This window comes from Subtercola boreus, from assembly GCF_006716115.1.
GTDB classification, from domain to species: Bacteria; Actinomycetota; Actinomycetes; order Actinomycetales; family Microbacteriaceae; genus Subtercola; species Subtercola boreus.
The window spans coordinates 3,020,061-3,038,784 of sequence record NZ_VFOO01000001.1 but is presented as its reverse complement, the minus strand read 5'-3'; the positions used below and the strand labels follow the sequence as shown (position 1 = coordinate 3,038,784).

Below are 18,724 nucleotides of genomic sequence, written 5' to 3'. Positions count from 1 at the left end.
GACGCTGTAGTCGCGCGCACCATCCTCCAGAGCCATCCAGGCAGAGACACCCGTCTCTGCCTTTCGCCTTTAACGGGCGGGTAGGCCTGGAAGCCGCTCGCCGGAACGGAACCGTTTCATGAGCACCACCGAAGACCTCCGCGTCACCCGCTTCTCTCCGCTGCCGACACCGCTGGCGCTCCGCACCGAACTGCCGCTCACACCGGCGCAGTCCGGGCTCGTGTCGTCGTCGCGCGCCGAGATCGAAGCCATCCTGCGTGGAGAGGACCCGCGGCTGCTGGTGGTGGTCGGGCCGTGCTCCGTGCACGATCCGGATGCCGCACTCGAGTACGCGCGCCGGCTCGCCCCGATCGCCGCCTCCGTCGCGGACTCGATGCTGATCGTGATGCGGGTGTACTTCGAGAAGCCTCGATCCACGGGCGGATGGAAGGGTCTCATCAACGATCCGTACCTGGATGGAACGCACCGGGTGGCGGACGGGCTCCGCATTGCGCGGTTGCTGCTCCGCGACATCCTCGACCTCGGGCTGCCCGTGGGGTGCGAGTTCCTCGAGCCGACCAGCCCGCAGTACATCGCGGACGCGGTGAGCTGGGGCGCGATCGGAGCCCGCACGACGGAGAGCCAGATCCACCGCCAGCTGGCCTCGGGCCTGTCGATGCCGGTCGGTTTCAAGAACGCCACCGACGGGGATGTGCAGGTGGCGGTCGACGGGTGCGTGTCGTCGGCGCAGCCGCACGTCTTCTTCGGCATCGACGAGCTCGGGATGGCTGCCGCCGTCGAGACGACGGGCAACACTGCGGGGCACGTCATCCTGCGGGGTGGGCGCGGAGGCCCGAACTCGTCGTCGGCTTCCGTTGCGGCGGCGACCGCGCTGCTCGCTCGGGCCGGGTTGCCGCCCCGCGTGATCGTGGACGCCAGCCACGCCAACAGCGGCAAGGACCACGTGCGCCAGGTAGCGGTGGTGCGCGAGCTCGCCGCGCAGGTTCTCGCGGGCGATGCGATCTCGGGGATCATGATGGAGAGCTTCCTCGTTGCGGGGTCGCAGAAGCTCGAGCCGGGTGCGGATGCGTCGTCGCTCGTCTTCGGCCAGAGCATCACTGACGCGTGCATCGACTGGGCCACCACGGCGGTGCTCCTCGCGGAACTCGCGGCTGCGGCATCCACCCGCATCTCGTCGCGTGTCGCCTCCCTCTCCGCGTGAGCGGTGCCGCGTACGTGGCTGCGAGACGCGAAGGGTCGCAGATCGCGCTGCGGCGGTCGCGTTGGGACGTTATGGGTCCCTTGGGCGTGGGCGGGTTGGGGGCGTGGCGTGGGCGGGGGTGCGAGCGGGGCGCGAGTAGGGCGCGAGTCTGGTGCGCGCAGGGTGCGAGTGTCGGGCGGGCGAACTAGGGTGGCGGGCAGGATGGATGCTCTGCTCGCCGATCCCCGGCCCCTCACCAGCGCGTACGCGCCCGCGCGCCCGGTGAACCTCCGCCAGACGGTCGGGCCGCTGCTGCGCGGCCAGCAGGAGCCGACGATGCGGTTCACTCCGAACGGGTTCTGGCGAGTCATCCGCACGCCCGAGGGCACCGCGACCCTGCATGCCGAGACGCGTTCGGGCGACGGGCAGGTGCACGCGACCGCGTGGGGCGCCGGGGCCGAGTGGGTTCTGGATGCTCTCCCCGAGCTCCTCGGAGCCGGCGACGACTGGAGCGGGCTCGACCTGTCGCGGGTTCCGCCGTTGGCTGAGGTGCGGCGGCAGCATCCGGGACTCTGGCTCACCTCGACGGCGCTTGTCTTCGAGTCGCTCGTGCCGACCATCCTGGAGCAGAAGGTCACCACGATCGAGGCCCGCCGCGCGTGGCGCTATCTGGTGGGCAAGTACGGTGAAATCCCGCCGGGCCCTGCACCGGAGGGGATGCGGGTGCAGCCGAGCCCCCGGCAGTGGGCACTGATCCCGTCGTGGGAGTGGCACCGGGCCGGCGTCGGCCCGAACCGGTCGCGCGCTGTGCTGGCGGCGGCCGCGGTGGCGGCGGGCCTCGACCGGTTGGCGCAGAGGGCGGGTGCGGGTGGCACCGGTGCAGTCGACGTGTCGGGGGAGCGCGGTGGGCTGGCCGGCGAGGCGGCGGGCGTGAGTGCGCGCCCCGCTCGCACGCACGAGGGCGTGCTCGAGAAGCTGCAGACCGTGCACGGCGTCGGCGCGTGGACGGCCGCGGAGACGAGCCAGCGCTCCCACGGGCATCCGGATGCCGTGAGCGTCGGCGACTTCCACCTCGCCGCCCACGTCGGCTGGGTTCTCATCGGCGAACCGGTCGACGACGACGGGATGCTCGAACTGCTGGAACCGTGGCGCGGGCACCGGCAGCGCGTGGTGCGCCTGATCCTCGCCAGCGGGGTTCCGAAACCGAAGTTCGGGCCGCGCGCCACCATCCAGGATCACCGCTGGCACTAGCTGACGTGCGCCGAGGGCGTGTCCCCCCGGTGCGCGCCTGTCGCGCCGCGTTAGGGTCGGAACATGGTCGACCAGAAGTCCGAGGAACGCGCGGCCGAGACGGACGAGGGAGTCGGCGGCGACCCCCGGGGCGACCGGTCCGCCGGGCGGGATGGCCTCGGTTCTGATGACCCCGGTGCTGATGGCTTCAAGGCTGATGACCTCGAAGCTGATGGCCTCGCCGCCGACGACGATCGTGACGGCGTCAATGACCTCGGGGCCGATGACCCCGGTGCCGGTGACCTTGGTGCCGGTGACCCCAGTGCTGACGGCCTCGGTGCCGGTGCCGTCGCACTGGTGCGTCGCTGGCTGAACGAGAGCAGCACCCCCGGTGACACTCCAGGCGACGCGCCCGCACGCGGGGCCGCGGGCGAGACGGGTTCCGGCCCCGATTCTGCGGCGACGCGCCTTCTGCACGTCGTGCGCGAACCCGCCGGGCTTGCCTTCGTGACCGCGTTCGTCGACGGCGTCGTGCGCCCCGAAGACAACGCGGTCGCCGCGAGGAACCTCGAGCGGCTCAGCGCGCTCACACCCGAGTTGTTCCCCGCGCGACTGCGGTCGGCCATCCGGGTCGGAAGCACCGTCGGAGAGGCGCTGCCCTGGGCCGTCGTGCCGACGTCGAAACGGGTGCTGCGCCGGATGGTCGGGCACCTCGTCGCCGACGCGACCCCGTCGCGGCTGGCCGAGACGATCGCACGTCTCACCGCTGACGGCTCCCGCCTGAACCTGACCCAGCTGGGCGAACCCGTGCTCGGCGGGGCGGGGGCGGCGAGCCGCCGGGACGGCATCCGCGAGCTGCTGGTGCGCGGCAACGTCGACCGCGTCATGTTCGCGGTTCCGGATGTCGCGGCCTCCCCCTCGCCCTGGGCCTTCGAAGAGGCGGTCGAGCGTGTCGCCGAAGCGCTCCTGCCGGTCTACGAGCTGGCGCTGGCCGGCGGTGGGGCGGGCTCAGCGCCGAAGATGATCACGCTCGATGTGCGCAGGCCCACAGACCTCGACCTGACGATCGCCGTGCTGCAGAGCATCCTCTCCCGACCGCAGTTGCTGTCGCTGGAGGCCGGCATCACGCTGCCAGCGGGCTCACCCGAAGCGCCTGCCGCGCTGGAACGACTGATGGAGTGGGCGCGGGTGCGCGTCGACGCCGGCGGAGCTCCGCTCACGGTGCGAATTGTGGCGGGGCCCGGACTCCTCGGGCTGGTGGATGCCGCGCTGACCCCGGAGCGCACCGAGTCCGTGCGCGTGGTCGTGGCGGGCCAGAACCTGTTCGATGCGGCATACGCGTGGCTTCTGGCCGCACAGCGGGGGGTCTCCGATCGCCTGGCCGTCGAACTGCAGCTCGGGGTGTCGCCCGGCGTGGCCGCTGCCGTGCGCCGGGAGGTCGGCGGGCTCGTGATCACTGCGCCGATCGTGGCTCCCCGGGACTTCCCGGTCGTCGCGGCCGATCTTGTGAAGCGCCTCGGTGAGGACGCCCGGGACGAGAACCTCCTCGCGGAGGGCTTCGACCCGGCCACGGACCAGCCGGTGTTCGTGCGGGAGCGGGACCGGTTCCTCGCTTCGCTCGGCGAATCGGGCAGGCCCGACGCAGGTGGCGGTCTGGATGGCGCTGCGGGGTCGGCAGCGCACGACGGGCTGGCTGGGGCCGACGGGCTGGCTGCTGTCGACGGGCTGGCTGGGGCCGACGGGCTGGCTGCTGTCGCGCCCGACGCAGCATCCGACGCCACCTCGACTCGTGCTCCTCGGCGCGGGCTCGACCCGGCGGTGCCGGCTGACCGCGATCGCGCCCGCGAGATCCTGGCGCGTGTCGAGGGCTCGCGGCTCGGCAGCGAGACGATAGCCGCCGCCCGGATCTTCGCACCGGCGACGCTCGACGCTCTCCTCGAGCGAGCCGCCGTGGCGGGCGCGCAGTGGGGCGCAGCACCGGCTGAGACGCGTTCCGCAGCACTCCGGCACGCGGGCCTCGCGCTCGAAGCGGGCCGCGATCGCCTGGTCGAGGTGTTGGCGAGCGAGGTCGGCACGATCCTCGGCGAGGGTGATTCCGAGGTCAGCGAGGCAGTCGACGGAGCGGTTCGGTTCGCGGCGGCCGCCAGCGGACTCGAACAGGTGGACGGGGCGCGCTTCGTCCCGCCGGCCCTGATCGTCGTCCGTCCGGCGGCACCCACGCCTCTCGCCGATGCGGCGGAAGGCGTGTTCTCCGCGCTCGCGGCGGGCGCGGCCGTCGTGCTCTCGCCACCGCCCGAGGTTCGCCGAGCATCCGCGGTGTTCTGCGAGGTGCTCTGGGAGGCGGGGATCCCACGGGAGGTGCTGCTGCTGGTCGACCTCGCCGAGCGCGCGGCCGAGGGCGGGCATCCGGATGCCGCGGCCGACCTCGCGACGGACCCGGCCGTCGCCCTCCCCGCCCCGGCCGCCGCAGACGCCGCCGCCGCAGACGACGACGACGCCGACGCAGACGACGCCACCACCGACGACGCCGCCACCGACCACGACGACGCCCATTCGGTCGCCCCCGAGCCCGCCCGCCCTGTCGGCCTCACGCGCCAGCTCCTCACCGACCCGCGCGTCGATCGCGTTGTGCTCACGGGCACGTACGAGACGGCGGAACTCCTCCGCTCGTGGCGCCCCGACCTGCCGCTGCTCGCCTCCACGGTCGGCCGGAATGCCATCGTCGTGACCCCGAGCGCGGATTTCGACCTCGCCGTCGCCGACATCGTGGCGAGCGCTTTCGGTCGCGCCGGCCAGGGCCGCGCTGCGGTGAGCCTGGTCATCCTGGTGGGGTCGGCGGCGAAGTCCAGCCGGTTCACGCGCCAGCTCGTCGACGCCGTGACCTCGCTGAAGGTCGGGGCGGCGGGGGATGCGGCGAGCGAGGTCGGTCCGCTCATCCACCCCGCCGAAGGGCGAGTGTCGGATGCCCTCACGAAGCTCGACGACGACGACCATAGGATCGTCGAACCTAGGCAGTCGGGCGATCAGGGACTCCTGTGGTCGCCGGGCGTGCGGTCGGGTGTGACGGCCGGCTCGCCGTTCCACCTCGGAGCGCCATCGGGGCCGGTGCTCGGAGTGATGCAGGCGTCAACGCTCGACGAGGCGCTCGCGCTGCAGAACAGCAGCGACTTCGGGTGGAGCGCAGGGCTCCATTCTCTCGATCCGATCGAGGTCGAGGCGTGGCTCGCCGGCGTCGAGGCGGGGAACCTGTTCGTGAACGGCGCCCTGGCGGGAGGTGCCAGCGGCCGGCATGCCGTCGGCGGTTGGAAGCGGTCATCCGTCGGCCCGGCTGCGCAGGGCAGCGGAGCATCTGGCGACGAGAGCTCGGCCGGCACCGGCGCCCTCTTCCGCCTCGGAACCTGGACCACCGAACCCGGAACCGAGAGCACCGACCTGACGCTCGGCGCTCTCGACCCGAAAGTGCGGGAGCTCATCGAATCGGCGACAGCCGGGCTCGACTGGCGGCAGTTCGACATGGTGCGGCGCTCAGCGCTCAATGACGAGGAGGCGTGGGGCGCGGTGTTCGCGGCGCGCGACCTCGGCGGTGCACCCGACCTCGGCGAGGCGCCCGACTCCGGCGGCACGCGCACAGTGCTCCGCCACCGCCCGGTTCCCGTCGTGGTGCGGCTCTCCGAGGGTGAGCCGTTCGATGCCCTCGTGCGGGTTCTCGCCGCGGGAACGCGGGCCCGGGCATCCCTCGGCCTCAGCACAGCACTGAAGTTGCCGCGTCCGCTCCGCGCACTGTTGAAGGAGCGGCGGGTGCGCGTCTTCGTCGAGAACGACGCGGCGTGGCTCGAACGGGCGGCGAAGGTGGGCGACGGTGCGTCCCGGATTCGGATGATCGGGGGCGATCCACGCGCCCTGGCCGAAGCCCTCGGCGGTTCGCCCGACGTGACGGTCTACGCGGGAGACGTCACACGGGCGGGCCGCATCGAGCTGCTGCCGTTCCTCGCGCCGCAGGTGGTGACGGTGGCGGCGCGGCGGTTCGGCGGAGCCAGCCCCGTCGCGGCTGTGCGGATCGGCTGAGCGGGCGAGTCGCACCGCGACGCAGCCCCGACCGCGATTCGGCCCCGACCGCGATTCGGCCCCTACCGCGACGCAGCCCCGACCGCGACTCGGCCCCTACCGTTTGATGAGGTTCGACAGCACGATCGCACTCCGCGTGTGATCGACGTTCGGCGCGATGCGAACCCTCTCGAGTGCCAGCTCCAGGCTCGGGATGTCGCGCGATCGCATGTGCACGATGGCGTCGGCACTGCCGGTCACCGTGCCAGCGTCGACGACCTCGGGCACGCCCGACAGGATGCGCTTCAGCTCAGCCGGCGCGACGGTTCCCCGACAGAAGAGTTCGACGTAGGCTTCGGTCACCTTCCCGTCGAGCGAGGTGTCGAGCAGAACGGTGAAGCCGCGGATGATCCCGTCGGCGATCAGCCTGTCGATGCGCCGTTTCACGGCCGAGGCCGACAGCCCGATCACCTGCCCGATGTCCCCGTATCCCGTGCGGGCGTTGAGCTTCAGGAGGTCGATGATGCGAAAATCGAGGTTGTCCATTCGATCGAGCATACGACGTTTTGTTGCATCGCGCCGCATTCAACGCAGTTTTTCAGCGCTGGATGATCGACTATTGACATTACGAGCGTGTCAGACTAGCTGCCTGGCGTGCTCCTCGGAGCCTCAGGACGACGTCCGCCATCCGTCGAACGAAGGATGCCCGTGTCTACCTCGTTGCCCGTTTCCACCACTCTCGAAGAGGTCTTCCCCTCCGAACCTCGCGTTCGCCAGGCGAAACCCCACACCTACCTGATGTGCCGCCCCGAGTTCTTCACCGTGACCTACAAGATCAACCCGTGGATGGATCCGGCCCTCCCCACCGACACCGCCCTCGCGGTGGCCCAGTGGCAGACGCTGTACGACACCTACATCGCGCTCGGCCACACCGTCGAACTCATCGACCAGATCGAGGGCCTCCCCGACATGGTCTACACGGCCAATGGCGGTTTCGTCATCGACAACGTGGCCTACGGGGCCAGCTTCACGCATGCCGAGCGCCAGGCCGAGGGGCCGGCATTCATGCGCTGGTTCGAAGGCGCCGGTTTCGCGGTCGCCGAACCGCAGAACATCAACGAGGGCGAAGGTGACTTCATGCTCGTGGGCGACACGATCCTCGCCGGCACGGGCTTCCGCAGTGCATCCAACTCGCATGAGGAGGTCGCAGCGCTCTACGGCCGTGAAGTCGTCACCCTGAACCTCGTGAACCCGAACTTCTACCACCTCGACACCGCCATCGCCGTGCTGAACGAGTCCGCCGATGAGGCTCCGGATGCCGCGACCATCGCCTATCTGCCGAGCGCCTTCGACGCCGCAAGCCGCGCCGAACTCCAGCGGCGGTACCCCGACGCGATCCTCGTCAGCGAGACCGACGCCGCCGTGCTCGGGCTGAACTCGATCTCCGACGGGTACAACGTGGTCATCGCGTCGCGTGCCACCGGATTCGAGGCGCAGCTGCGGGAGCGCGGCTACAACCCGATCGGCGTCGACCTGTCCGAGCTGCTGCTCGGCGGCGGCGGGGTCAAGTGCTGCACGCTGGAGCTGCGCCGATGAGCACGGTCGGTACGGCATCCGGAGCCGCTTCGCCCGCCACCCTGAACGGGGACGCCACCCTGACCGGGGACGCCACCCTCACCGGGGACGCCACCCTGACCGGGGACGCCACCCTCACCGGGGACGCCACCGCGACCGACCGGGCCATCGCCCGCGAGGAGGCGCACGCCGCGCACAACTACCACCCCCTGCCGATCGTGGTGGAATCCGGCGACGGGGCCTGGGTCACAGCCGTCGACGGTCGCCGTTACCTCGACTGCCTCGCCGCCTACTCGGCCGTGAACTTCGGTCACTCCAACCCGGTGCTGCTGGATGCCGCCCGCGCCCAGCTCGGCCGCATCACCCTGACCTCGCGCGCCTTCCACAACGACCAGCTCGGCCCCTTCGTCGAGGCGCTGGCCGCCCTCACCGGCAAGGACATGGTGTTGCCGATGAACACCGGTGCCGAGGCGGTGGAGTCCGGAATCAAGGTCGCCCGCGCCTGGGGCTACCGCGTGAAAGGTGTCGCCGACGGGCGGGCGAACATCGTCGTCGCCGACGGCAACTTCCACGGGCGCACGATCTCGATCGTGAGCTTCTCCGACGACGCCTCCGCACGTGACGGCTTCGGCCCCTTCACGCCCGGTTTCCGCTCGGTGTCGTACGGCGATGCCGCGGCGCTCGAGGCGGCAATCGACGAGAACACGGTCGCCGTTCTGCTGGAGCCGATCCAGGGCGAGGCCGGCATCATCGTGCCGCCTGCGTCGTATCTGCCCGCCGTGCGTGACATCTGCACCGCCCACAACGTGTTGATGATCGCGGATGAGATCCAGTCCGGCCTCGGCCGCACCGGAACGACTTTCGCGTGCGACCGCGTCGGCGTCGTGCCCGACCTCTACCTGCTCGGCAAGGCGCTCGGCGGCGGAATCGTTCCCGTCTCCGCTGTGGTCGGCAACGCCGACATCCTCGGGGTGCTCCGCCCCGGCGAACACGGCTCGACGTTCGGCGGCAATCCGCTCGCCGCCGCGGTCGGCAGCGCTGTCGTCGCCATGCTCGCCACCGGCGAGTACCAGCGGCTCGCGGATGCCCGGGGCGCCCTTCTCGCGGCGCGCCTCGAGGCGCTCCTCGGCCACGGAGTTCTCGCCGTGCGCACCGCCGGTCTCTGGGCCGGGATCGACATCGACCCCGCGCTCGCCGCCGGCCGCGAGGTCTGCGAGCGACTGATGGAGCGCGGCGTGCTCGCAAAGGACACCCACGGTTCGACCATCCGCCTCGCGCCGCCTCTCGTGGTCTCGGAGGCCGACCTCGACTGGGCGGTCGACCAGCTCGCCGCGGTGCTGGAGGAGCTCGGCGGGGCGTAGCCCCGCCCGACTTCCGTGGCGAATGCCCTAGTTCCCTCGTCACCCCCCGTCCGGGCGAACGTCGATCCAGATCCATGGTGCGGGGTGCATCTGCGTGCCAAGATACGACTGTGACCAGCGCAGGAACCACCACCGAACTCGATGACGCCAACCGCGGCACGAAGACGTTCTTCGGCCAGCCGAGACAGCTCGCCCACATCTTCGGTGTGGAGATGTGGGAGCGGTTCTCGTTCTACGGCATGCAGGGCATCCTGCTGCTGTACCTGTTCTACCCGGCCGACCAGGGCGGCCTCGGCATCCCGAAGGACACTGCGGCCGGCATCGTCGGTGCCTACGGCGGGGCGGTCTACCTCTCGACGATCCTCGGCGCGTGGCTCGCCGACCGGATTCTTGGTTCCGAACGGGTGCTGTTCTTCAGCGCCATCCTCATCATGTTCGGCCACATCGCCCTGGCGCTCCTCCCGGGCGGGCTCGGCGTGGCCGTCGGCCTGGTGACCATCGCGATCGGCAGTGGTGGCCTGAAGGCCAACGCCACGTCGATCGTCGGCACGCTCTACTCAGCGGATGATCCGCGGCGCGACGCCGGATTCTCGCTGTTCTACCTGGGGATCAACCTCGGTGCCTTCGTCGGCCCGCTCCTGACCGGACTGGCGCAGACCACTCTCGGCTTCCACTACGGCTTCGGCCTCGCCGCGATCGGGATGGCGGCCGGACTCATCCAGTACAGCGTGGGCCGCCGGCACCTGCCGAAGGCCGCGAGCATCGTGCCGAACCCGCTGCCGGCCAGTCACCGCACACGTGCGGTCGTGGTCGCGGTGGTCGCCGTCGTTATCGTTGCGATCGCCGTCGCCACGGGCATCCTGAACGTCGGGAACCTCGTCACGGTCGTCATCGGGCTGACGCTCATCGCGGCGATCGCGTACTTCGCGGTGATCCTTCGCAGCAAGCTCATCACGAAGACGGAACGCAGCCGGGTCTTCGCCTTCATTCCGCTGTTCATCGCCAGCGTCGCCTTCTGGTCTCTCTACCAGCAGCAGTTCACCGTGGTGACGCTCTACGCCGACAGCCAGCTGAACCGCGACCTCTTCGGCTGGCAGATGCCGGTGTCGTGGGTGCAGTCGATCAACCCGATCTTCATCATCATCCTGTCGGGTGTCTTCGCTGCGATCTGGACGAAACTCGGATCGCGCCAGCCCGCCACGCCGCTGAAGTTCGCTGGCGGGACCATCGTGATGGGGGTCGCGTTCCTGCTCTTCCTGCCGTTCGCGGGGGGCGGGGCGAACTCGACTCCGCTGCTGGCGCTGGTGGGCATCCTCTTCGTGTTCACGATCGCGGAGCTTCTGATCTCGCCGGTGGGCCTGTCGATCTCCACCAAACTCGCCCCCGCGATCTATCGCACGCAGATGGTGGCGCTGTTCTTCCTTTCGATCGCCTTGGGCACGGCCATCTCGGGCCAGTTGGCGGCGCTCTACAACCCCGCCAACCAGGCCCCCTACTTCGGCGTTCTCGGCGGCATCGCCATCGTGATCGGCCTGCTGCTCGCGTTCTCGACGCCCCTCGTGCGCCGCCTGATGGCCGGCGTGCGCTGAGCGCTTCGTCTACAGGGCGCTCGGCTCCCGCTCCGCGGCTTCGGCGCGCGCGCGCGGGATGAGGCGCTCGAGCTGCGTCACGTGGCCCGGCTCGAGCTCTTCGAGCGAGTTCACGCCGAGCAGGCGCATCGTGCGGGTGATCTCTCCGCTCAGGATCTGGATCATGCGATCCACTCCCTCGCGCCCGCCGGCCATCAGGCCGTAGAGGTAGGCGCGGCCGACCAGCGTGAAGCGGGCGCCGAGCGCCACGGCCGCGACGATGTCCGCCCCGGACATGATGCCCGTGTCGAGGTGCACCTCGTACTCGGATCCCACCTCGCGGACGACTTCCGGCAGCAGGTGGAACGGGATCGGAGCGCGGTCGAGCTGGCGCCCACCATGGTTCGAGAGCACGATGCCGTCGACGCCCAGATCGGCGAGTTGACGGGCATCCGCAAGGTTCTGCACCCCCTTGACGACGATCTTGCCCGGCCACTGCGCCTTGATCCAGGCGAGGTCTTCGAAGGTCACGGTCGGGTCGAACATCGAGTCGAGCAGTTCGCCGACGGTGCCTGACCAACGGTCGAGGGATGCGAACGCGAGCGGCTCGGTGGTGAGGAAGTTGATCCACCACTCCGGCCGGGGCAGCGCGTTCACGACGGTGCCGAGTGTGAGCTGCGGCGGGATCGAGAAGCCGTTCCGCTTGTCCCGGAGCCGCGCGCCAGCGACGGGCACGTCGACCGTCACGAGGAGGGTGTCGAAGCCGGCGGCCGCTGCCCGGTCGACGAGGGCCATCGAGCGGTCCCGATCCTTCCACATGTACAGCTGGAACCAGTTGCGGCCGTTCGGGTTGGTCGCCTTCACGTCTTCGATGGCCGTCGTACCCATCGTCGACAGGGAGAACGGGATGCCCGCCGCAGCTGCAGCGCCGGCGCCGGCGATCTCGCCCTCGGTCTGCATCATGCGGGTGAAGCCGGTGGGCGCGATGCCGAACGGCAGCGAGACCGGGGCCCCGAGAACATCCCATCCCGTCTTCACGGCGGAGACGTCGCGGAGGATCGCCGGGTTGAACTGGATGTCCTCGAAGGCCTGGCGCGCCCGGGCCAGGCTGATCTCGCCCTCGGCGGCCCCTTCGGTGTAGTCGAAGGCGGCCTTCGGTGTGCGCCGCCGGGCGATCTTCTGCAGGTCGGCGATGGTCAGGGCTGACTCGAGCCGACGCCTCTTCGCGTTCAGGTCGGGAGCCTTGAACTGCATGAGAGGTGCGAGGTCGCGGATCTTGGGCAGGCGTCGTTCAACCATGGTGTGGTCCTTTCGGGAGGGTGGATGTCGCGGGGGTGCCGAAACCGGCCTCCGCGTAGTACTGGGTGATGTGATCGTCGACGGTCTGGCGCGCCGCGGCCGGGTCACCGGATCGGATCGCCGCAACGATCGCGCGGTGCTCCTGTCTGAGACGGTCGGAGGTTTCGCGCCACGATGGCAGGTTCGGCACGCCCGCGAGCGCGTAGCTCTCGATCGAGTTGCGGAGGCCGGTCATCATGGCCGCGATGACCTCGTTTCCCGCGATCTCGGCGAGGGAGAAGTGGAACTGTGCGTCGAGGGCCAGGAACTCTTCGGGGGTCGGCTCGGCGTCGCCGGTCGCCTCCATGGCGTCGAGGATCTCGACCGCGGGTGAGAGGTCTGGGGCGGCGCTGGCGGATTGTTGGGCAGGTCGCCCGGCTGACTGCGCTGCCAGCTGTCCGGCGAGTTGGCCGGCCAGCTGCCCGGCCACGGCGGTCTCGAGGATGAGCCGGGTCGACACGACATCGTCGACCCGGAATCCCTGAGCCGCAACCTGCAGTCGGATCAGCGACGACATTCCGCCGCCCGGCCGCGCGATGATGATCGCCCCCGACCCGGGACCCGATCCGGTCTGCGTGCGGAGCAGCCCGAGCACCTCCAGTACCCGCAGTGCCTCGCGAACGGATGACCGGCCGACGCCGAGCTCGACAGCCAGTGTGCGCTCCGAGGGGAGGTGGTCGCCGGGGGCGAGTGCGCCCGAGAGCAGGTCGTTCTCGATGTGGGTGAGCACGTCCTGCCACGCGCGGGTGCTCGCGGGGGCGGTGGTTTCGCCGATCATCCAGAACCTTCGACTGTGAGGGCGTACAGGTGGTGTGGTCAGACCATGTGGTCTGACCACACCCTACCCGCATCTGCCCCCGAAAACCAGCGGAATCCACCGCCTGAAGGTCATAGCCTTCTCATAGCTCAACCATGGGGCACCGGGAGACTGCGGGCGCAGAGTGTCTGCATGACCTCGCAAGACACTTCCCTCGCTCTGGATGTCGTGGTGCCCGTGTACAACGAGCAGGCGGCGCTCGAGCCCAGCATCCGGCGGCTCGCCGACTATCTGACCGATGCCGTGCGGGTTCCGTGGCAGATCACGATCGCCGACAACGCGAGCGTCGACGAGACGCCGGCCATCGCCGATTCGCTGGCCGACCGGTATCCGAATGTGCGCGTCATCCACACCGCGCGGAAGGGTCGCGGTCATGCGCTGAAGCTCGCCTGGGGTACATCGACGGCGCAGGTGCTTGCGTATGTGGATGTCGACCTCTCGACCGACCTGTCTGCGCTGCCCCCGTTGATCGCTCCGCTTCTGTCGGGGCATTCCGACCTGGCAATCGGAACGAGGCTCTCGCGCTCGTCGCGCGTGGTGCGTGGCGGAAAGCGCGAGTTCATCTCCCGCAGCTACAACGTGCTGCTGCACGGGATGCTCGGGGTGAGCTTCTCCGACGCGCAGTGTGGTTTCAAAGCCATCCGGTCGGATGTCGCGGCGAAACTCCTTCCGCTCGTGCAGGATGACGCGTGGTTCTTCGATACCGAACTGCTGGTGATCGCGCAGCGGAGTGGGCTCCGCATCCACGAGGTGCCGGTGGACTGGATCGACGACCTCGACTCCCGGGTGGACATCGTTCCGACCGCGATGGAAGACCTTCGCGGTGTGGTGCGGGTGGGGCGCGACCTGATGCGCGGCGTCATTCCCGTGCAGTCGGTGTATGCCGAGCTCGGACGGTCGCCGATCGGCGCTGTGGCGCGCCCGTCGTTCCTCGGCCAGGTGGTCCGGTTCGGCGTCGTCGGGGTGGCGTCGACGCTGGCGTACGCCCTGCTCTACCTGCTGTTCCAGGGTGTGCTCGGGGCCCAGGGGGCCAACTTCACGGCGTTGCTGCTCACGACAATTGCGAACACGTGGGCGAACCGCCGGTTCACGTTCGGCATTCGCGGGCCCGAGAAGGCTGCCACCCACCAGTTCCAGGGCCTGATCGTCTTTGCGATCGCGTGGGGCATCACGTCGGGTTCGCTCGTGGCTCTGAACCTGCTTGCTCCGGATGCTCCCACCGCCGTCGAGCTGGTCACGCTGACCGCAGCGAACCTGGTGGCCACGGCCGTGCGGTTCGTTCTGCTCCGTCGCTGGGTGTTCCGGGCGCCGAAGACCTCCTCCTCCCCAGCGGCGGATTCCGCGTCGTTGTCCACAGATTCTGGGGCGGGCGCTCGGCCACCGGTCGCGCTCGCGCAGGATGGGGCCACGCCCGAATCGTCCGCATCCTCTGTTTCCCCTTCCTCCGTTTCCGCATCCTCCGTTTCCCCGTCTTCCTCCTCTTCCTCTTCTTCCTCTTCTTCCTCTTCACAGAAAGCGAGCGCCGCCTGATGACCAGCAGCACTCTTCCCGCGCCCTCCGCGCCCACCGCGCCGGGAGCATCCGCGCTCGGCGGCCGCATCCGGTCGCTCGGCCACTCCGTCATCCGTGGCCGTGCGACCCATGCAGCCTGGGAGCGCCCCGCCTTCCTCGGGCTCCTCCTCGTCACGGCGATCGCCTACTTCTACAACCTCACCGCGAGCGGCTACGCCAACGAGTTCTACTCGGCAGCCGTGCAGGCCGGATCCACCAACTGGGAGGCCTTCCTCTTCGGCTCGTCCGATGCGGGCAACTCGATCACCGTCGACAAGCCACCGGCCTCGCTCTGGGTGATGGCCCTTTCTGTGCGCGTCTTCGGCCTGAGTTCCTTCAGTATCCTCATGCCCGAAGTCATCATGGGGCTCGTCACCGTCGCGCTCGTCTACGTGATCGTGCGCCGCCACTTCTCCGCGGGAGCGGCCCTGCTGGCCGGGGGTGTGCTCGCCGCGACCCCCGTGGCCGCGCTCATGTTCCGCTTCAACAACCCCGACGCACTGCTCGTCCTCCTCATGACCGCGTCGGTCTACTTCACCCTTCGCGCCATCGAGAGCGGCCGTGTGCGCTGGCTGCTCCTGGCCGGGGCCATGATCGGCTTCGGGTTCCTCACGAAGCAGCTCCAGGCCTTCGTCATCCTGCCCCCGCTCGCGCTGGCGTACGGCTGGGCGGGTCCGGTGAAATTCGGAAAGCGACTGCTGCATCTGCTCGCAGCCCTGGCGGCCGTGATCGTCTCCGCCGGCTGGTGGGTCGCTCTCGTCGAACTCGTGCCGGCGTCGATGCGGCCCTACATCGGCGGGTCCCAGAACAACGACTTCCTCGAGCTGACCTTCGGCTACAACGGATTCGGTCGTCTCACCGGCGCGGAGACCGGCAGCGTCACCGGTGGTGTTGGCGGTGCGGCCGCGACGGGTGGGCAGTGGGGTGCGACCGGCATCACCAGACTCCTCGACGGTGAGTTCGGCGGGCAGATCGCCTGGCTGATCCCGGCCGCGCTCGTTCTGCTCGTCGTCGGGTTCGTGCTGCTGCGACGCCAGAAGCGGGTGGACGCCCGCCGCGCCATCCTCATCATGTTCGGCGGTTGGCTCGTCATCACCGGTCTCGTGTTCAGCTTCATGGCCGGCATCTTCCACGCGTACTACACCGTCGCGCTCGCCCCGGCCATAGCCGGAACCGTCGGCGCCGGGGCCATCCTGCTCTGGAACACGCGCCGGTACCTCTGGGCCCGGATCGTCGCCGCCGTCATCGTTCTCGGCACCGGAGTATGGGCCTACGCGCTCCTCACCCGGGCCGTCGACTGGCTGCCCTGGCTGAAGTTCGTGGTGCTTGCGCTCGCGATCGTGGGTGCCGGGATGCTCGTGGTGCGCTGGAAGCGTCGCACCCTCCGTGTGGCGACCCTCGCGGTGGCGCTCACCGCCTCGTTGCTCGCCCCGACGGCGTACACGATCCAGACCCTCACGACCGCGCACACCGGCTCCATTGTGACGGCCGGCCCGACGGTCGCCTCATCCACCGGCTTCGGCCGGGGCGGTGGCTTCGGCGGGGCCGGCGGTTTCGCCGGAGGCGCGCGGCCCGGTGGCACGACCACGGGCGGTCAGGCCGGCGGCACGCCGCCCGGCGGAACGACCACCGGTGGTGGAGCCGGCACGGCTCCCGGTGCGGGAACTGGCACAGCTCCCGGCGCGACCGGCACCACGGGAACCGGTACGACCAGGGGCGGCACGGGCACGCGCGCCGGCGCCGGTGGTGGCGGGCTTCTCGGCGGAGCCACCGTCAGCAGCCAGGTGAGTGCACTCCTCTCCGCGGACGCGTCGAGCTACACCTGGGCGGCGGCCGCCGTCGGCTCCCAGAACGCCGCGAGCTACCAGCTCGCCAGCCAGGCGGCCATCATGCCGCTCGGCGGTTTCAACGGCAGCGACCCGTCTCCCACCCTCGACGAGTTCAAGGCCTACGTGGCCTCGGGCAAGATCCACTACTTCATCTCGGCGGGATCGATCGGTGCGTCCAACGGCGGCAGCTCGGCCTCGTCCGAAATCGCCAGCTGGGTCGCCTCGACCTTCACGGCCACCACCGTCGACGGCACCACCCTCTACGACCTGACCAGCGAGGCTGCCACAAATTAGACCTACCCCGTGGCAGATGGCTGCATATCTGCCTACAGACCTGAATATTCGCTGGCATTTCCTGAATCGACGTAAGAGACCGGCCTTCGCTCCATCTTCTTAGTGGGACAGAAGAAAAGGCTTCTGTCCAGACTCGCAAAGGAAACAGCATGAACACAACTCGGTTTCTTCGGAAGACCGCCGTCACGGCAACCGTGGGCTTGGCCCTCCTCTTCTCGGCGGGCGCTGCCGAGGCGGCTCACGCCGAAATGACTGACCCCCCAACGCAGGCGGACATCGAAAGCAGCGGTGGTGGTTATGTGGGAAGCCTCGGAACTCCCGGAGGGGGTGGCAGCTACACCGCTGGCAGCCCCGGAAGCGTTCCCGTTTCTGGTTGGATGTTCGACGGCATGGCCTACGGTGTGTATTTCTACAGCCCGACGAGCGCGGGAACTCCGGTCACCCAGGGAGCGGTGGACTACTTCAACTCAGCAAAGGGTGGTGGTTGCGCACTCACCTCCTCGCAGACCCAGATCGTTTGCGCCAACTGACAACCTGCGCCGACTGATGCCAGGGGTGCCTCTCGTCAAGATGAGCGAGGCGCCCCTGGCGTTCGTTAGTGCAACCACACGATTGCGTGGCGATGGTCGTTGCCATCGCGGTCGCGCTCGTGGGAATTCCGTTAATGGTGCGCTCGGAGCGGGAACAACGCAAGCGCACCCCGACTGCCGGGATGATCGGCATCGCCGACGAGATCTTCCACCCCGGGGCACACCAGGCCGACCTCATCTGGGTCGCCCAGACGGAGATGCCCGCACCAGCGCCGCTCGCGGGCGATCCCTTCCCCGAGGGCAAGGTCACCCTGCAGCTCCCAGCCCGCTCCGGATAGGCTGGCGGCTTCGAAGTGAAGGGTGTCGCCCGTGGGTCGCGTGTTCGTTGTCGGTTCGTTGAATGTCGATTCTGTGGTGCGCGTGGAACGCCACCCCTCACCCGGGGAGACCCTGATGGGCGGGGACGTCACCACGTTCTGGGGCGGCAAGGGAGCGAACCAGGCCGTTGCGGCGGCGGAGGCCGGAGCCGACGTCGTCTTCGTCGGTCGGGTCGGCGACGATCCGAAGGGTGCCGAGTACCGCACGCGACTGGCTTCGCGATCCATCGACGTGCGCCCGCTGCGGATCACCCGCAGCGTGACCACCGGCCACGCGATGATCGCGGTGGCGGCCAGCGGCGAGAACACGATCATCGTCTCGCCCGGAGCGAACGCTCGGGTCACAGTCGCTGACCTCGAGGTGCTGCGCGGCACGGGGGGCCTCGAGACTACGGACACCGTGTACGACTCCGAACCGTCGGGCATCACAGAGAGCGATGTTCTCCTGGTCTCCCTCGAACTGCACGTCGACGTCATCTCCGAGGCGGTGCGGATCGCCTCGGCGGCCGGCGCGCGTGTCGTGCTGAACCTCGCCCCGTTCGCCGTGCTCGCGCCCGAGGTGCTGGCGCTCGCCGACCCCGTGATCGTCAACGAGCACGAGGCGGAGGAGCTCCGGGCATCCGGTGCCGAACCCGGCTCCCTGCTCGTGACGCTCGGCTCAGAGGGATCTCGCTGGGGCGACGTCGAGGTCGCTTCGACCCGTGTCGCCGACGTCGCCGACACGACGGGAGCGGGCGACACCTACTGCGGCACGCTCGCGGCGAGGCTCGCTGCCGGCGACGATCGCGCGGCCGCGATGTCGGCGGCCAGCGCCGCGGCGGCCCGCTCCGTCGCCTGGCTCGGGGCCCAGCCCGCCTGACGCCGCCGCGCTGCACGCCAGCCCGCCTGACGCCGCCGCTCCGCCCCGCCGCACGCCACCCCGCTGCACTGCCCCTCACCGCACCCCACTGCACTGCCCGCACCCCACCGCACTGCCCCCCACCGTACGCCGGACGGCCTGGCACCTGCCGGATCGTAGCGTCGAAAGGAC

Annotated in this window: 14 protein-coding genes; 11 read left to right on the top strand and 3 right to left on the bottom strand. The window is 69.8% G+C overall.

All coding sequences use genetic code 11. The features are described 5' to 3' along the window. Window positions 1-118 precede the first annotated feature (118 nt). The 3 genes from FB464_RS14180 (at window position 119) to FB464_RS14170 (ending at window position 6,475) form a co-directional block, all read left to right on the top strand. Window positions 119-1,201, top strand: coding sequence for a 3-deoxy-7-phosphoheptulonate synthase (locus FB464_RS14180; RefSeq protein ID WP_116413277.1), 1,083 nt, complete (start codon window positions 119-121; stop codon window positions 1,199-1,201). Between the two features lie 201 nt (window positions 1,202-1,402). Further along, complete coding sequence (locus FB464_RS14175) at window positions 1,403-2,431, top strand: DNA-3-methyladenine glycosylase family protein (protein ID WP_116413278.1); 1,029 nt, start codon at window positions 1,403-1,405, stop codon at window positions 2,429-2,431. Between the two features lie 63 nt (window positions 2,432-2,494). Beyond that, window positions 2,495-6,475: an aldehyde dehydrogenase family protein gene (locus tag FB464_RS14170; RefSeq protein WP_116413279.1), complete on the top strand. Its 3,981-nt coding sequence runs from the start codon at window positions 2,495-2,497 to the stop codon at window positions 6,473-6,475. A gap of 96 nt (window positions 6,476-6,571) precedes the next feature. Here FB464_RS14170 and FB464_RS14165 read toward each other — a convergent pair whose 3' ends face one another. Further along, a complete protein-coding gene (locus FB464_RS14165) occupies window positions 6,572-7,000 on the bottom strand; it encodes an Lrp/AsnC family transcriptional regulator (protein ID WP_116281334.1) in 429 nt (142 codons plus the stop codon). Between the two features lie 156 nt (window positions 7,001-7,156). Between FB464_RS14165 and ddaH the strand changes: the two genes are divergently transcribed. The 3 genes from ddaH (at window position 7,157) to FB464_RS14150 (ending at window position 10,979) form a co-directional block, all read left to right on the top strand. Beyond that, the gene (ddaH, locus tag FB464_RS14160) at window positions 7,157-8,050 is read left to right on the top strand and encodes a dimethylargininase (RefSeq protein ID WP_116413280.1); all 894 of its coding nucleotides are present in this window, start codon (window positions 7,157-7,159) and stop codon (window positions 8,048-8,050) included. Then, on the top strand, window positions 8,047-9,390 hold the full coding sequence (gene rocD / locus FB464_RS14155; RefSeq protein WP_116413281.1) for an ornithine--oxo-acid transaminase: 1,344 nt from the start codon (window positions 8,047-8,049) through the stop codon (window positions 9,388-9,390). Before ddaH ends, rocD begins: the two co-directional genes overlap by 4 nt. A gap of 110 nt (window positions 9,391-9,500) precedes the next feature. Then, a complete protein-coding gene (locus FB464_RS14150) occupies window positions 9,501-10,979 on the top strand; it encodes a peptide MFS transporter (protein ID WP_484422037.1) in 1,479 nt (492 codons plus the stop codon). A gap of 9 nt (window positions 10,980-10,988) precedes the next feature. Here FB464_RS14150 and FB464_RS14145 read toward each other — a convergent pair whose 3' ends face one another. Both FB464_RS14145 and FB464_RS14140 read right to left on the bottom strand, forming a co-directional pair. Continuing rightward, window positions 10,989-12,257: an alpha-hydroxy acid oxidase gene (locus FB464_RS14145; RefSeq protein WP_116413283.1), complete on the bottom strand. Its 1,269-nt coding sequence runs from the start codon at window positions 12,255-12,257 to the stop codon at window positions 10,989-10,991. Beyond that, window positions 12,250-13,074 carry a FadR/GntR family transcriptional regulator gene (locus FB464_RS14140; RefSeq protein ID WP_116413284.1) on the bottom strand — a complete coding sequence of 275 codons (825 nt, stop codon included), beginning with the start codon at window positions 13,072-13,074 and terminating at the stop codon, window positions 12,250-12,252. The genes FB464_RS14145 and FB464_RS14140 overlap by 8 nt, the downstream gene beginning before the upstream one ends. Window positions 13,075-13,245: 171 nt before the next feature. Between FB464_RS14140 and FB464_RS14135 the strand changes: the two genes are divergently transcribed. From FB464_RS14135 to FB464_RS14115, 5 genes are all read left to right on the top strand, one after another. After that, complete coding sequence (locus FB464_RS14135) at window positions 13,246-14,643, top strand: bifunctional glycosyltransferase family 2/GtrA family protein (RefSeq protein WP_116413285.1); 1,398 nt, start codon at window positions 13,246-13,248, stop codon at window positions 14,641-14,643. Beyond that, the gene (locus tag FB464_RS14130) at window positions 14,643-16,787 is read left to right on the top strand and encodes a glycosyltransferase family 39 protein (protein ID WP_116413286.1); all 2,145 of its coding nucleotides are present in this window, start codon (window positions 14,643-14,645) and stop codon (window positions 16,785-16,787) included. The genes FB464_RS14135 and FB464_RS14130 overlap by 1 nt, the downstream gene beginning before the upstream one ends. A 149-nt stretch (window positions 16,788-16,936) precedes the next feature. Then, window positions 16,937-17,317 (top strand): hypothetical protein, encoded by a 381-nt coding sequence (locus FB464_RS14125; protein WP_142206717.1) that lies wholly within the window; start codon window positions 16,937-16,939, stop codon window positions 17,315-17,317. 92 nt (window positions 17,318-17,409) lie between these two features. Next, on the top strand, window positions 17,410-17,655 hold the full coding sequence (locus FB464_RS14120) for a hypothetical protein (protein ID WP_116413287.1): 246 nt from the start codon (window positions 17,410-17,412) through the stop codon (window positions 17,653-17,655). Window positions 17,656-17,686: 31 nt separating this feature from the next. Next, window positions 17,687-18,553 (top strand): ribokinase, encoded by an 867-nt coding sequence (locus FB464_RS14115; RefSeq protein ID WP_116413288.1) that lies wholly within the window; start codon window positions 17,687-17,689, stop codon window positions 18,551-18,553. Window positions 18,554-18,724 lie beyond the last annotated feature (171 nt).

Coding starts and splice junctions, on each gene's coding strand:
- FB464_RS14175 (WP_116413278.1), top strand. CDS start 1,403: ATGGATGCTCTGCTCGCCGATCCCCGGCCCCTCACCAGCGCGTACGCG.
- FB464_RS14130 (WP_116413286.1), top strand. CDS start 14,643: ATGACCAGCAGCACTCTTCCCGCGCCCTCCGCGCCCACCGCGCCGGGA.
- FB464_RS14170 (WP_116413279.1), top strand. CDS start 2,495: ATGGTCGACCAGAAGTCCGAGGAACGCGCGGCCGAGACGGACGAGGGA.
- FB464_RS14120 (WP_116413287.1), top strand. CDS start 17,410: ATGGTCGTTGCCATCGCGGTCGCGCTCGTGGGAATTCCGTTAATGGTG.
- FB464_RS14180 (WP_116413277.1), top strand. CDS start 119: ATGAGCACCACCGAAGACCTCCGCGTCACCCGCTTCTCTCCGCTGCCG.
- FB464_RS14165 (WP_116281334.1), bottom strand. CDS start 7,000: ATGGACAACCTCGATTTTCGCATCATCGACCTCCTGAAGCTCAACGCC.
- FB464_RS14145 (WP_116413283.1), bottom strand. CDS start 12,257: ATGGTTGAACGACGCCTGCCCAAGATCCGCGACCTCGCACCTCTCATG.
- FB464_RS14125 (WP_142206717.1), top strand. CDS start 16,937: ATGAACACAACTCGGTTTCTTCGGAAGACCGCCGTCACGGCAACCGTG.
- FB464_RS14140 (WP_116413284.1), bottom strand. CDS start 13,074: ATGATCGGCGAAACCACCGCCCCCGCGAGCACCCGCGCGTGGCAGGAC.
- FB464_RS14135 (WP_116413285.1), top strand. CDS start 13,246: ATGACCTCGCAAGACACTTCCCTCGCTCTGGATGTCGTGGTGCCCGTG.
- ddaH (WP_116413280.1), top strand. CDS start 7,157: ATGCCCGTGTCTACCTCGTTGCCCGTTTCCACCACTCTCGAAGAGGTC.
- rocD (WP_116413281.1), top strand. CDS start 8,047: ATGAGCACGGTCGGTACGGCATCCGGAGCCGCTTCGCCCGCCACCCTG.